Source organism: Actinomycetospora sp., from assembly GCF_036497245.1.
Lineage (GTDB): Bacteria > Actinomycetota > Actinomycetes > Mycobacteriales > Pseudonocardiaceae > Actinomycetospora.
Genome location: NZ_DASXJS010000283.1, coordinates 1 through 13,677, shown reverse-complemented (window position 1 = coordinate 13,677; position 13,677 = coordinate 1). Strand labels below are relative to the sequence as shown.

The 13,677-nt window shown below is 73.6% G+C and carries 15 protein-coding genes and 1 riboswitch; of the genes, 14 read left to right on the top strand and 1 reads right to left on the bottom strand.

Going from position 1 to position 13,677, the window contains the following annotated elements:
• The 3 genes from VGI02_RS28605 to VGI02_RS28595 all read left to right on the top strand — a co-directional run.
• Positions 1–316 (top strand): VOC family protein (locus VGI02_RS28605; protein ID WP_331633419.1); only part of this gene is annotated, 316 nt, incomplete at its 5' end.
• Positions 317–386: 70 nt separating this feature from the next.
• Positions 387–1,124, top strand: a complete 738-nt coding sequence (locus tag VGI02_RS28600; RefSeq protein ID WP_331633417.1) for an SDR family oxidoreductase — start codon at positions 387–389, stop codon at positions 1,122–1,124.
• 31 nt (positions 1,125–1,155) lie between these two features.
• The gene (locus VGI02_RS28595) at positions 1,156–1,608 is read left to right on the top strand and encodes a GatB/YqeY domain-containing protein (RefSeq protein ID WP_331633414.1); all 453 of its coding nucleotides are present in this window, start codon (positions 1,156–1,158) and stop codon (positions 1,606–1,608) included.
• An 11-nt stretch (positions 1,609–1,619) separates the two neighbouring features.
• Here VGI02_RS28595 and VGI02_RS28590 read toward each other — a convergent pair whose 3' ends face one another.
• Positions 1,620–2,387, bottom strand: a complete 768-nt coding sequence (locus VGI02_RS28590; protein ID WP_414638398.1) for a sulfite exporter TauE/SafE family protein — start codon at positions 2,385–2,387, stop codon at positions 1,620–1,622.
• 39 nt (positions 2,388–2,426) lie between these two features.
• On the opposite strand from VGI02_RS28590, the gene VGI02_RS28585 reads away from it, so the two are divergent.
• From VGI02_RS28585 to gcvP, 11 genes are all read left to right on the top strand, one after another.
• The gene (locus tag VGI02_RS28585) at positions 2,427–2,654 is read left to right on the top strand and encodes an RNA-binding S4 domain-containing protein (RefSeq protein ID WP_331633410.1); all 228 of its coding nucleotides are present in this window, start codon (positions 2,427–2,429) and stop codon (positions 2,652–2,654) included.
• Positions 2,655–3,047: 393 nt separating this feature from the next.
• On the top strand, positions 3,048–3,770 hold the full coding sequence (locus tag VGI02_RS28580; protein ID WP_331633408.1) for a DUF742 domain-containing protein: 723 nt from the start codon (positions 3,048–3,050) through the stop codon (positions 3,768–3,770).
• 45 nt (positions 3,771–3,815) lie between these two features.
• Positions 3,816–4,820, top strand: a complete 1,005-nt coding sequence (gene selD / locus VGI02_RS28575; protein ID WP_414638397.1) for a selenide, water dikinase SelD — start codon at positions 3,816–3,818, stop codon at positions 4,818–4,820.
• Positions 4,821–4,853: 33 nt separating this feature from the next.
• A complete protein-coding gene (locus VGI02_RS28570) occupies positions 4,854–5,597 on the top strand; it encodes an SDR family oxidoreductase (protein WP_331633404.1) in 744 nt (247 codons plus the stop codon).
• A 25-nt stretch (positions 5,598–5,622) separates the two neighbouring features.
• Positions 5,623–6,213, top strand: coding sequence for a cardiolipin synthase ClsA (clsA, locus tag VGI02_RS28565; protein WP_331633402.1), 591 nt, complete (start codon positions 5,623–5,625; stop codon positions 6,211–6,213).
• An 89-nt stretch (positions 6,214–6,302) separates the two neighbouring features.
• Complete coding sequence (gene gcvH, locus VGI02_RS28560) at positions 6,303–6,689, top strand: glycine cleavage system protein GcvH (RefSeq protein ID WP_331633400.1); 387 nt, start codon at positions 6,303–6,305, stop codon at positions 6,687–6,689.
• A 248-nt stretch (positions 6,690–6,937) separates the two neighbouring features.
• Positions 6,938–7,411: a glycogen accumulation regulator GarA gene (garA, locus tag VGI02_RS28555; protein WP_331633397.1), complete on the top strand. Its 474-nt coding sequence runs from the start codon at positions 6,938–6,940 to the stop codon at positions 7,409–7,411.
• A 64-nt stretch (positions 7,412–7,475) separates the two neighbouring features.
• Positions 7,476–8,426 (top strand): MerR family transcriptional regulator, encoded by a 951-nt coding sequence (locus VGI02_RS28550; protein ID WP_331633395.1) that lies wholly within the window; start codon positions 7,476–7,478, stop codon positions 8,424–8,426.
• 175 nt (positions 8,427–8,601) lie between these two features.
• Positions 8,602–9,069 carry a bifunctional nuclease family protein gene (locus VGI02_RS28545; RefSeq protein ID WP_230735369.1) on the top strand — a complete coding sequence of 156 codons (468 nt, stop codon included), beginning with the start codon at positions 8,602–8,604 and terminating at the stop codon, positions 9,067–9,069.
• Between the two features lie 336 nt (positions 9,070–9,405).
• Positions 9,406–9,948 carry a MerR family transcriptional regulator gene (locus tag VGI02_RS28540; protein ID WP_331633421.1) on the top strand — a complete coding sequence of 181 codons (543 nt, stop codon included), beginning with the start codon at positions 9,406–9,408 and terminating at the stop codon, positions 9,946–9,948.
• Positions 9,949–10,016: 68 nt separating this feature from the next.
• Positions 10,017–10,121: riboswitch (glycine riboswitch) on the top strand.
• Between the two features lie 228 nt (positions 10,122–10,349).
• Positions 10,350–13,268, top strand: a complete 2,919-nt coding sequence (gene gcvP, locus VGI02_RS28535; RefSeq protein ID WP_331633393.1) for an aminomethyl-transferring glycine dehydrogenase — start codon at positions 10,350–10,352, stop codon at positions 13,266–13,268.
• Positions 13,269–13,677 lie beyond the last annotated feature (409 nt).

Below are 13,677 nucleotides of genomic sequence, written 5' to 3'. Positions count from 1 at the left end.
GGCCGACACCCCCTTCTGGACCGACCTGCTGGGGCTCGAGACCGCGATGGACCAGGGCTGGGTCGTCAACCACCGCGCGGTCGGGGTGACCATGCCCGTCCAGGTCCAGCTGGTCTCCCGGGACGCCACGGCGCCGGTCGACGCGGCGGTCTCGGTGGAGGTCGAGAGCCCGGACACCGTGGACGCGCTGCACGCCCGGGCCGTCACCGCCGGGCTGCGCGTGGAGCACCCGCCGACCGACGAGCGGTGGGGCGTGCGGCGCTTCTTCGTGCGCACCCCGGGCGGGGTCGTGGTGAACGTCCTGGCCCACCGGTGACCGGACGTGCCGCCGCTGACCCCGACGTCCCGCCGGAGATCCGCCGGTCCATCGGTGATCTGATGACCGGGTGCGCACACTGATCACGGGAGCGAGCTCGGGACTGGGCGAGGGGATGGCACGCGCGTTCGCCGCCCGCGGCCACGACGTCGCCCTCGCCGCCCGCCGCACCGACCGCCTCGACGCCCTCGCCGCCGAGCTGACCGCCCGGCCGGGCGCGTCCCAGGTCCTGACGGCCGCCCTCGACGTCACCGACGACGACGCCGTCGGGGCGGTGTTCTCCCGGATGCGCGAGGAGCTCGGCGGGCTCGACCGCGTCGTGGTGAACGCCGGGATCGGGGGCGGCCGTCCGGTCGGCAGCGGGAAACCGGACGCCAACCTGGCGACGGCGCGCACGAACTTCGTCGCGGCGATCGCCCAGTGCGAGGCCGCGATGGAGACCTTCCGGGAGCAGGGGTCGGGGCACCTCGTCGTGATCTCCTCGGTGGCCGCCGACCGGGGGCTGCGCGGCGCCCAGACGGTGTACTCGGCGACGAAGGCCGGACTCTCGACGCTCGCCGAGGGCATCCGTTCCGACGTCGTAGGCACTCCCATCAACGTCACGACGATCGCCCCCGGCTTCATCCGCACCGATCTCAACGAGGGCATGACGATGCCGTTCGCGGTCGACGGGCCCACCGGCGTCCGCGCCCTCGTCGAGGCGATCGAGCGCCGCCCCGCGCACGCCTATGTCCCCCGCTGGCCGTGGTCGCTGCTCGGCCCGGCGCTGCGCTTCATGCCGATGCCGGTGGTGCGGGCACTCACCTGACGGGGTGGACCGCCCGGACTACGCTGGGAGCGTGCTTAAGGACAGGCTGCGCAGCGACCTCACGACCGCGATGAAGGCCCGTGACCAGGTGCGGGTCGCGACCCTGCGGATGGCGCTGACCGCCGTGACGACCGCCGAGACCTCGGGCGACGCCCACCACGACCTCTCCGACGACGACGTCATGGGCGTGCTCACCCGCGAGACCAAGAAGCGCCGCGAGTCGGCCGAGGCGTTCGACGGTGCCGGGCGTGCCGAGCTCGCCGAGCGGGAGCGCGCCGAGGAGCAGGTCCTCGCCGAATACCTGCCGCAGCCGCTCTCCGACGACGAGCTCACCGCCCTGGTGTCCGCCGCCATCACCGAGACCGGCGCCCAGGGCCCCCGCCAGATGGGGCAGGTGATGAAGGTCGTGCAGCCGCAGGTCGGCTCGCGCGCGGACGGCAAGCGGATCTCGACCGAGGTGAAGCGCCAGCTCTCGGGGTCCTGACGACCGTCGGCTCAGCGCACGGCGTCGACGAACAGCACCACCGCGAGCCCCAGCCCGGCGACGGCGATGCCGACCCGCAGCACGGCGGGCGGGAGCCGCCGCGCGATCACGGGCCCGGTGTAGTTCCCGACGAGCAGCCCGGCCGCCAGCGGGAGCGCGGCGCTCCACACCACGTCGCCGAACACGACGAACCCGATGGCGGCGACGGCGTTCGAGGCGCCGAGCAGCACGTTCTTGACGGCGTTGACCCGCACCAGGGTGTCCGCCAGCAACCGCGAGAGCAGAGCCAGCATCAGTACTCCGGCGGCGGCGCCGAAGTACCCGGAGTAGACGCCGATCGCGATCGCGCCCAGCACTGTCGCGGCTCCCGGCCTGCCGTCGGCGGGCGCCGTCGGGGCGGCCGGGTCGTCGCCCTGCGCGGGACGCGGCGGACGCAGCAGTACCAGCGAGGCGCCGGCCACGAGGAACGGGACGATCAGAGCGAAGGTGTCCGAGGGCGTCACGAGCACGAGCGCCCCGCCGATCACACCGCCGAGCACGGTGAGCGGGAGCAGCCGCAGGACCCGCGCGCGCTGGCCGCGCAGCTCGGGCCGGGAGCTGACGATCGCGCCGACGCTCGACGTCGCGAGGGCGATGGTGTTCGTCTGGTTCGCGACCGTCGGTGGGAGCCCGACGGCCAGCAGCGCGGGGTAGGAGAACAGCGACGCGAGGCCCGCCATCGATCCCGAGAGCCCTGCCGCGACGCCGGCGAGGACGAGCAGCACGGGGGCCGGGGGCACACCCGACATCCGAGCAGACCCGGCTGGGAGACTGCGCCGGTGGGTGAGCGCACACCGGTCCGGGACGTCGAGGTGGCCGGCACGATCCGGCTCGGCCAGTTCCTGAAGCTGTCCGGCCTGGTGGAGCACGGGGCCGACGCGAAGGACGTCGTGGCCGCGGGCGAGGTGACGGTGAACGGTCGGGCGGAGACGCGCCGTGGCTGCCAGCTCACCCAGGGCGACGTCGTGGCGTTCGGGGGAGACCGCGCACGGGTGGCCGCCGACTGATCGCGGATCTTGTGAGCATGTGCAACGAAGCCCGGGGACGACGTCCCGGCGGACCGGGTGGAACGACGACGACCCCGGGCTCCGCCGAGATGAGCCCTACCGAGAGGTCAGAGGCAGGGCCACCTGTAGCCTAGCGCTCTCCGGGTCCGGAGCGTGGCGTGAGCCACCCCGGGTCACCGGAACGGCCGAGGACGTGAGCCCTCGGTGTCGGTGCCGTTCGGTGGTCCTCCGTCGGCACCAACACCGTCGCCCGTCCGGCCTAGCGTTGCGCATCGGCGCGTGACACGGTCAACGCAGGGTTACTCAGAGCAGCCTCAGGTCCGTACCGTGACGTGATCCGTTCGTGTCTCGGCGACGGGTCATCACACGGAGCACGGGAAGCGGGCACTCGGCGTGACGGACGAGAGCAGTGAGGCCGGGCGCCGCCCCCGCCTGCGCCGTCGTCAGGGTGTCGGCCGCACGGGGGCACGGTTTCCGACCTTCCCCGACGCCGGGCCCGCGTCCGACGCCGACCCGCCGCCCGCTCCGGAGGCGGCTCCGGTCCCCGCGGGCGGGAGCACCGAGGCCGATTCCTACCTCGGCCGGACCGGCGCCCGGTTCGACACCCGCGCCCGTCGCGGCCGCCGCGACGCCGAGCGCCAGGCGGCCGAGGACGCCGTCGTCCCGCGCCAGGCGGCTCCGGTCGCCCGCCGCGGCGAGATCACCGTCCCGCCGGGGGACGACGCGCCCACGGCCCCGCTGCACCTCGCCGAGCTGCGCGACCGCATGGAGGGGATCGAGTCCCGCGTCTCCGTGCGGCCGTACGTGCGGACCCGCGGCCGCACCCGCGCGCGGGCGGACCTCCGGGTCGAGACCCTGGTGTCGATCCCGTCGCCGCGTCCGCCGCTCGAGGACCCGGAGCACCGGGCGATCGGCGATCTGTGCGACGGCCCGCGCTCGGTGGCCGAGGTCGCCGCGCTGATGCGGGTGCCCCTCGGCGTCGCCCGCATCCTCATCGGCGACATGGCCGACGAGGGCACGCTGACGGTCCACCCGACGGTCGACGGGCTCAGCGCGGGGCCCGGTCCGGACAGCGCCGTGATGGACCGCGTCCTGCGCGGGCTGCACCGCCTGTAGGGCGCGACGTGCCGGGGTGCCCCTCGGCGCGGCACGATGGAGCCCATGGGCACCGCGACCTCCCTGCGTCTCACCGGATACGCGCACGGCGGGGGGTGTGCCTGCAAGATCCCGCCGGGCGAGCTGGAGTCGGTGGTGCGTGGGCTGCAGCCCTCACCGTCGGCCGAGCGGACGGGTGAGCTCGTCGTCGGGCTCGAGGACGGTGACGACGCGGCGGTGGTGACGATCCGCGACGGCCTCGCGCTCATCGCCACGACGGACTTCTTCACCCCGGTCGTCGACGACCCGTACGACTGGGGCCGCATCGCGGCGGCGAACGCCCTCTCCGACGTCTACGCCATGGGCGGGCGGCCCGTCGTCGCCCTCAACCTGCTCTGCTGGCCACGCGACGTGCTGCCCTACGAGATGGCCGCCGAGGTCCTGCGCGGCGGGCTCGCCGTCGCCGACCTCGCGGGCTGCCACGTCGCGGGCGGGCACTCCGTCGACGACCCCGAGCCCAAGTACGGCATGGCCGTCACCGGGACCGCGGATCCGGCCGGCCTGATCCGCAACGACGCCGGACGCGCGGGCCTGCCGCTCTCGCTCACCAAGCCGCTCGGCCTCGGCGTCCTCAACAACCGGCACAAGCAGACCGGCGAGGTGTTCGCACACGCCGTCGAGACCATGACGGCCCTCAACGCCGAGGCCTCGACGGCGGCCGTCGCGGCCGGGATCGTCGCGGGCACCGACGTCACGGGGTTCGGGCTGCTCGGCCACGCCTTCAAGCTGGCGCGGGCCTCGGGGGTGACCGCGGTGATCGACAGTGCCGCGGTGCCCTACCTCGACGGCGCGCGCGAGGCGGTCCGCGAGGGGTACGTCTCCGGCGGGACGCGGCGCAACCTCGACTGGGTCGCGCCGGAGACGGACGCCGGGTCGGTCGGGGACGACGACCGGCTCCTGCTCGCGGACGCCCAGACCTCGGGCGGGCTGCTGCTGGTCGGCGAGATCCCGGGCGCGCCGGTGGTGGGGGAGCTGGTGCCGTTCGACGGGACGAGGCTGCGTCTGCGGTGATGGGCGGGCCCGGAGGCCCTATCGTCGGTGGACGTGAGTGAACGCGCTGCCATCGTCACCGGATCCGCCAGCGGCATCGGCCGCGCCGTCGTCGACCGGCTCGTCGCCGACGGCTGGCAGGTGCTCGGCGTGGACCTCGAGGAACCGGACCTGAAGGGTGCGGAGGGGCTCGGCGCCGACCTCACGACCCGCGAGGGCAATCGCGCCGCCGTCGACGCCGCGCTCGAGCGCTTCGGCCGGATCGACCTCGTGGTGCCCAACGCCGGGTTCCAGCACGTCTCGCCGATCGAGGAGTTCCCCGAGGACCGCTGGGACGCGCTGCTGGCCATCCTGCTGACCAGCCCGTTCCTGCTCGCGAAGTACTCCTGGGAGGCGCTGCGCGTGGCCCCGGAGGGCGGGCGGTTCATCCCGATCGCCTCGGCGCACGCGCTGGCCGCGAGCCCGTACAAGGCCGGGTACGTCTCGGCGAAGCACGGCGTGCTGGGCCTGGTGAAGACGCTCGCGCTCGAGGGCGCCACGGACGGGATCACCGCCGCCGCCGTCTGCCCCGGCTACGTGCGCACGCCGCTGGTGGAGAAGCAGATCGCCGATCAGGCGAAGGCGCACGGCATCAGCGAGGACCGGGTGCTCGAGGACGTGATCCTCACCCCGCACGCCCGCAAGCGACTGATCGAGCCCAGTGACGTCGCCGACGTCGTCACCTTCCTCACCACGCCCGCCGGCCGCACCTTCACGGGCGCGCCGGTGACGATGGACATGGGCTGGACCGCGCGCTGAGCCGGTCTGCGCCAGACTGCCCGCCGTGACGATCCGCGAGATCGCCGCCGAGCGGTGGCTGACGGTGCCCAACCTGCTGTCGGTGATCCGGCTGGCGGGCGTGCCGCTGTTCCTGTGGCTGCTGCTCGGGCCGCGCGCGGACGGGTGGGCGCTGATCGTGCTGGTGATCTCCGGGATCACCGACTATCTCGACGGCAAGTTCGCCCGCTGGCTCGACCAGTACAGCCGCCTGGGCGAGGCCCTGGACCCGCTCGCCGACCGGATGTACACCCTGGCGGCCCTCGTGGCCTTCGTCGTGCGCGACATCGTGCCGTGGTGGGTGGTGGCGCTCATCGTCGGGCGGGACGTCGTGGTGTCCGCGGCGCTGCCGCTGCTGCGCCGCAAGGGCTACCTGGCGTTCCCGGTGCTCTACCTCGGCAAGGCGGCCACGCTGTGCCTGCTCTACGCCTTCCCGCTGCTGCTGCTCGCGCAGATGGACTGGCCCGGCGCCGAGGCGACCCGGCCGTTCGCGCTCGCGTTCACGGTCTGGGGCATCGCGCTGCACCTCTACTCCGGGGCGCTCTACGTCGTCCAACTGGTCCGGACACCTCCACGGACGGCCCCCGCCCCCGCCTGAGGGTGCCGATTGCCCCGGTCAACGGGTCCCTCTACGCTCGCCGCCGCCGTTGACGATCTCCGTCAACACCGAGCACGAGGGAGTCGAGCGTGGTCCCCGAGGGTCTGCAGTACACCGCCGAGCACGAGTGGGTCGCCCCGGCGGAGGACGAGGGGACGGTGCGTGTCGGGATCACCGACTACGCCCAGGACCAGCTCGGCGACGTCGTGTTCGTGCAGCTCCCGACCGTCGGCGACACGGTCTCCGCCGGCGACTCGATCGCCGAGGTGGAGTCCACCAAGTCGGTCTCGGAGATCTACGCGCCGCTGGCGGGCGACATCACGGCGATCAACGAGGCCCTCGGCGACACCCCGGAGCAGCTGAACTCCGACCCGTACGGCGCGGGCTGGATGTTCGAGATGCGTCCGTCCGACCCGGGCGCGCTCTCCGAGCTGCTCGACGCGTCGGCGTATCAGGCGATCATCGACGGGGAGTGACTCCCGGTGGACAACGGTCGACGGTCGGTGACCGAGTCGGTCACGGGCTGCCGACCAGGGGCCCGGCCTGCGCGGGAGCCGCGAGGCGGGACCGACCCACGGGGCGGTGGTGACGCACGGTACCGTGACCACCACCTCGTCGCGGCGCCCCGAGGAGGCCGTATCACGGGACGTGGGACTCACCCCGGGCTCTGCCCGGTGAGGCCCCGAACGGCAGTGGCAGCAGCGAGCATCGACGGAGGAGCACGGTGAGCACAGGCGGTCCGGTCCCCCCCGAGCGTCAGGGTGAGACGACGTCGGTCTTCCGGGCCGACTTCCTCGCCGAGTCCGATGCGGACACCCGTGGAGGCGGTGGCGTCTCCGGCGTCGACGCGCTGCCCTCGGGGTCCGCGCTGCTGGTGGTCAAGCGCGGCCCGAACGCAGGATCCCGCTTCCTGCTCGACCGCGACACCACCAGCGCAGGTCGGCACCCCGACAGCGACATCTTCCTCGACGACGTGACCGTCTCCCGGCGGCACGCGGAGTTCCGACGGGACGGCGCGGAGTTCGTCGTCGTCGACGTCGGCAGCCTCAACGGCACCTACGTCAACCGGGAGCCGGTGGACACCGCGGTGCTCGCCAACGGCGACGAGGTGCAGATCGGCAAGTTCCGCCTGGTCTTCCTCACCGGGCCGCGCGACGCCGGCTCGACCGGCCAGGGGGCCGGACCGGAGTTCTCGTGAGCGGGGCGAGCGAAGCGACGGGGAATCGATGACGGCCGCCGGGGCGCGCGGAGCGGCGGGGTCCATGTCCGGTCTGCCCCACGGCGACCAGGACGGCGGTGCGCTGTCCATCGGGTCGGTCCTCGACGCGCTGCGCGAGGACTTTCCCGAGATCACGATCTCCAAGATTCGGTTCCTCGAGTCCGAGGGCCTCATCTCGCCGGCGCGCACGCCGTCCGGCTACCGGCAGTTCTCGCACCCGGACATCCTCCGGCTGCGGTTCGTGCTCTCGGCCCAACGGGACCACTACCTGCCTCTCAAGGTCATCCGCGCCAAGCTGGAGGACTTCGACCGCGCGCCCACCGCGGACGGCCCGGTGCTCACCGCCTCGACCGACACGGTGAGCCCGGCCGGGGTCCTCACCGGGACCGAGATCGCCACACCCGAGACCGGCGGTCCCGGTGGCGGCGGTCCGGGTGGCCCGGGCGGCGGCTCCGGCGGGGGTGGCTCGGACGGCGGTGACGGGCGCCGGTTCGGCCGGGCCCCCGACCCACGGGCGATGCGGCCCCGCGGCGGTCTCATGGCGGTCGGCCCCACGGGGGACCCCGTCGACGACGACCCGGACCGCGCGATCCCCGCGGACGCCGGCGCCGGTCCGGACGCCGTCGAGGGCGTGGACCGCGACACCGTGCTCGCCGAGGACGGCGTCGACGAGGCGCTGCTGACCTCGCTCGAGCACCACGGAATCCTCCGTCCCGACGTCACCGGGCGCTACGAGCCGGAGGCCCCGGTGATCGCCCGGACGGCCGCGTCGCTGGCCGCGCTCGGCGTCGAGCCCCGCCTGCTGCGCGGGCTGCGCGCGGGGGCCGACCGCGAGGTCGGTCTGCTCACCCAGCTGGTCACCCCGGTGGCGCGCGGGCGGGCCCCGGAGGCGTCCCGGCATGCCCGCGAGCTGTCCGGGGAGCTCGCGAGCCTCTCGGGTCGACTGCACGCGCTGCTGGTCGGCTCGGGGCTGCGGCACGGCCTGCGCCGCTGACCGAGCGGGCCCCCCGCCCGGCTCGCGTCACCGCCCCTGAACCCCTCCGAGCGTGTAGCGTTCCCCGAGTCGACGGGGCCGCCCCAGCACAGTTCGCGGAGCGCCGGGCGCGACCTTCGCTCGACCGGGATCCGACGGTGCGATCACGCGCCACGTGGGAACAGGGAGGCGACGCATGAGCGAGATGCGTGTCGTGGGGGTACGGGTCGAACTGCCCGCGAACCAGCCGATCCTCCTACTGCGGGAGTCCGACGGTGACCGCTACCTGCCGATCTGGATCGGGTCGGTCGAGGCCACCGCGATCGCCCTCGAGCAGCAGGGCGTCAAGCCGGCACGGCCGCTGACGCACGACCTCCTCAAGGATGTCCTCGGGGCTCTCGACCGGCGGCTCGAGCAGGTCCGGATCACCGACCTGCAGGAGGGCACGTTCTACGCGGAGCTCGTCTTCGACGGCGACGTCCGTGTCTCCGCCCGTCCGAGCGACTCGGTCGCGCTCGCCCTGCGGGTCGGCGTGCCGATCCACGCCGAGGAGGGTGTGCTCTCCGAGGCCGGGCTGATCATCCCGGACGAGCAGGAGGACGAGGTCGAGAAGTTCCGCGAGTTCCTCGACACCGTCTCGCCCGAGGACTTCGCGGGGACCTGATCGGCCCGCCCCGAGGGCGGTCGGCGCGTCCCCTGGTGACACGCCGTTCGTCTCACCCTGAAGTTCAGGTACAGAGTTGGCCGCGCGTCGCGTTGACCCCTGTGGATGCCCCTCGTACGGTCGTCTGACCAGGGCCCGACACGGGCAGGATCGGGCGTCGAGGAGGCAGGTGTGGCGGGAGCCGGAGAGCGGCCCGGGGCCGGGGGGACGTCCGGCGCACGGGACGCGTCTGCCCCAGCGCCGTCGGCGCAGGGCGCATCGGTACCGGGCCCGTCGGCGCCTGCCCCGGGTGCCGCGGCGCTCCAGCCGCTCGGGCCCGCGGGCGAGCAGGGCTCGCTGTTCCCGGACGAGCTGTTCGGGGAGAGCCCCAACGACGAGGTCCTCGGCTACCGCGGTCCCGCGGCCTGCCAGATCGTGGGGATCACCTACCGACAGCTCGACTACTGGGCGCGCACCAAGCTGGTGGTGCCCAGCATCCGTACGGCCACCGGGTCCGGGTCCCAGCGGCTCTACTCGTTCAAGGACCTCGCGGTGCTCAAGGTGGTCAAGAACCTCCTCGACACCGGGGTCTCGCTGAACAACATCCGCTCCGCGGTCGAGCAGTTGCGACGACACGGCGTGCGGGACCTCGCGAAGATCACGCTGTTCTCGGACGGCGTCACGGTCTACGAGTGCACCTCGCCCGAGGAGGTCGTCGACCTGCTCCAGGGCGGCCAGGGCGTCTTCGGCATCGCCGTCGGCGGGGCGATGCGCGAGCTGTCCGGTTCCATCGCGCACTTCCCGGCCGAGCGGGCCGGGGCGGGGGCCTCGATCGTCGACCAGTCGCCCGAGGACGAGCTCGCCTCGCGGCGCAACCGCGGGACCCGTACGGCGGGTTGAGGTGACGTGGCCCTCTCACGGGGCTGACACCCGGAGATCACCCCGGTAAGATGTCCAGGGTCGGTCAACGACTCCACGCGGGAGAGACCTGCAGTCAGAAGCCTCTGGACGCAGGCGCCGAAGGAGCAACTCCTCCCCGGAATCTCTCAGGCATCGAGTACCGCATGGATGAGACGACCTCTGGAAAGTGGTGATCGCAAGATCACCCGCCGATGGTGCAAGCCGGCCCGAGCAGTCGGGGTTGAGGACCGGTGAAGCTCTCAGGCGCTCGCGCAGGTGGCGGGCAGCGGCAGAGGGGGAGGGACCCGGCGCGTCCGTCGAGGCACGCGTCGGAGTGACCCTGACCGAGTCCGGTCGCGGCCGGCACCCCGGTCCGCCCGGCAGCCACCGGGAGGCCCCGCGTGAGCTCTCTTGACCGCCATTCACTCGCCGCGCTCGAGCACGGCACGCCGTTCACCGAGCGCCACATCGGCCCGGACGCGGCGGAGCTGGCTCGGATGCTCTCCGAGATCGGCGTCGGATCCCTCGAGGAGCTCGCCGATCGGGCGATGCCCACGTCGATCCGGTCCGACCCGGCCGACTGGGACGCCGAGCGTCACGGCGACAGCGTCGACAGCGCGCCGCCGCCCGCGGCGACCGAGGAGCAGGTCCTCGCCGAGATGCGGGCGCTCGCCGCGTCGAACACCGTGCTCACGCCGATGCTCGGCCTGGGGTATCACGGCACCGTCACCCCGCCGGTGATCCGCCGCAACGTCCTCGAGGACCCGGCCTGGTACACCGCCTACACGCCGTACCAGCCCGAGATCTCCCAGGGCCGGCTCGAGGCGCTGCTGAACTTCCAGACGGTCGTCTGCGACCTCACCGGCCTCGACGTCGCGGGCGCGTCCATGCTCGACGAGTCCACCGCGGCCGTCGAGGGCATGATGCTGCTGCGCCGCGTGAGCAAGGCCAAGACCGATCTGTTCCTGGTCGACGAGGACACCCTCCCGCAGACGATCGCCGTGCTCCGCACCCGCGTGGAGTCGCTGGGCCTGCGACTGCAGCTGGTCGACCCGCGGGCGGCGCTGCCCGACGAGGACTTCTTCGGCATGCTGCTCGCCGCCCCCGGCGCCTCCGGCGCGCTGCGCGACCACACCGCGGTCATCGCGGCGGCCCACGAGCGCGGCGCCCAGGTCGTCGTGGCGTGCGACCTCCTCGCCGCCACCATGGTCACCCCGCCCGGCGAACAGGGCGCGGACGTCGCCGTCGGGTCCACGCAGCGCTTCGGGGTGCCGCTCGGGTTCGGCGGCCCCCACGCCGGGTTCCTCGCGGTCCGTCAGCCGCTCGCGCGCCAGCTGCCCGGCCGCCTGGTCGGGACCTCGGTCGACGCCGACGGGAACCAGGCCCACCGGCTGGCCCTGCAGACCCGTGAGCAGCACATCCGCCGCGACAAGGCCACGAGCAACATCTGCACCGCGCAGGTCCTGCTCGCCGTCATCGCCTCGATGTACGCCGTGTACCACGGCCCGTCCGGGCTCGCCGCCATCGCGCGCCGGACCCACCGGATGGCCACGGTGCTCGCCGCCGGGCTCATCAAGGGCGGGGTGCAGGTCGTCCACCGCGAGTTCTTCGACACCGTGCTGGTCCACGTGCCCGGGGGCGCCGCGGACGCGAGCGCCCGCTGTCGCGACGAGGGCCTGCTCGTCCGGGAGGTCGACGGCGACCACGTCGGCGTCTCCTGCTCGGAGGTCACCGGCCGCGAGCACCTCGCGGCGGTGTGGCGGGCCTTCGGCGTCGACGACCCGGGCATCCCCGACCTGGACGCCGCGACCGAGGACGCCGTCCCGGCCGCCCTGGAGCGCTCGTCGGCCTACCTGACCAACCCGGTCTTCCACCGCCACCGCAGCGAGACCGGTCTGCTGCGCTACCTGCGGACCCTCTCCGACAAGGACGTCGCGCTGGACCGCAGCATGATCCCGCTGGGGTCCTGCACGATGAAGCTCAACGCCACCGCCGAGATGGAGCCGATCACGTACCCCGGCTTCGCGGAGCTGCACCCGTTCGCGCCGGAGTCCGACGCGCCCGGGATGCTGCAGGTCATCCGCGACCTCGAGGCGTGGCTGGTCCACCTGACCGGCTACCACGCGGTCTCGTTGCAGCCCAACGCCGGCTCCCAGGGTGAGCTCGCGGGCCTGCTCGCCATCCGCGCCTACCACCACTCGCGGGGCGACACCGAGCGCGAGGTCTGCATCATCCCGTCCTCGGCCCACGGCACCAACGCCGCGTCGGCGATCTCCGCGGGGATGCGGGTGAAGGTCGTGAAGACGACCGAGCGCGGCGACGTCGACGGTGAGGACCTGGACCGCGTCATCGCCGAGGTCGGCGACGCGCTGTCCGCCATCATGATCACGTACCCCTCGACGCACGGGGTGTACGAGCCGCACGTGCGCAAGGTCTGCCGGGCCGTCCACGACGCCGGGGGCCAGGTCTACGTCGACGGCGCCAACCTCAACGCGCTCGTCGGGCTCGCCCGGCCCGGGCGCTTCGGTGCCGACGTCAGCCACCTGAACCTGCACAAGACCTTCTGCATCCCGCACGGCGGCGGCGGGCCCGGCGTCGGGCCGATCGGCGTCGTCGAGCACCTCGCGCCGTTCCTGCCCAACCACCCGGCCCAGCCCTCGGCCGGCCCGGAGACCGGGGTCGGCCCGGTCGCGGGGGCGCCGTGGGGGTCGGCGTCGATCCTGCCGATCTCCTGGGCGTACGTCCGGCTCATGGGCGTCGACGGGCTGCGTCGTGCGACGCTCACCGCGGTCGCCGCCGCGAACTACGTCGCGGCCCGACTCCGGTCGTCGTTCCCGGTGCTCTACACCGGGCCCGGCGGGTTCGTCGCCCACGAGTGCATCCTCGACCTGCGGCCGATGACGAAGTCCTCGGGGATCACCGTGGACGACGTCGCCAAGCGGCTCGCCGACTACGGCTTCCACGCCCCGACGATGTCGTTCCCGGTGGCGGGCACGCTCATGGTCGAGCCGACGGAGTCCGAGGACCTCGCCGAGATCGACCGCTTCTGCGAGGCGATGATCGCCATCCGCGCGGAGGCGGCCAAGGTCGAGGCGGGGGAGTGGCCGGCCGACGACAACCCGCTGGTGCACGCCCCGTTCACGGCCCGCGCGGTGACCGCGGCCGAGTGGGACCACGCGTACACCCGCGAGGAGGCGGCGTTCCCCGCTGCCGGCCGCCCGGACAAGATCTGGGTCCCGGTGCGCCGGATCGACTCGGCGCACGGTGACCGCCACCTGGTCTGCTCCTGCCCGCCCCTGGAGGAGCTGGCCGAGGCCTAGGTGCCGTCGGCCCGTGAGCACTTTCCGGTGTCATCGGCCCGGAAAGTGCTCACGGGCGCGGAGCGCACCTACGCGCGACGCACACACTTCGGTCCGACGAGGTCGTGGTCGTGGGGACCTGCGCGCGACGCACACACTTCGGTTCGCCCGCTCGGCCCGTTTTGCCTGGCGCGCGGCCTCGGCGGTCGCTTGCGCGCGTGGTGACGAAGGGCCATCTCTGCCACGGGACGCCAGCAACGCCACATCCTCGCGGTCTGGCCGCCACGTTTCGGACCGCTCGGGCCCGGCGGCGTCGCGTCGAGCGGCCGGCCGGGGGAGAGCGCCGACCTGATCGGTCGGCTACCGGCGCGGAGTGTATGCGTGGCGCGTCGGTCCCGGTGGAGCGGTGCGGGGTGGGGGCGAGTGTGTG

Coding starts and splice junctions, on each gene's coding strand:
- selD (WP_414638397.1), top strand. CDS start 3,816: ATGGGCACCGCGACCTCCCTGCGTCTCACCGGATACGCGCACGGCGGG.
- VGI02_RS28550 (WP_331633395.1), top strand. CDS start 7,476: ATGTCCGGTCTGCCCCACGGCGACCAGGACGGCGGTGCGCTGTCCATC.
- VGI02_RS28545 (WP_230735369.1), top strand. CDS start 8,602: ATGAGCGAGATGCGTGTCGTGGGGGTACGGGTCGAACTGCCCGCGAAC.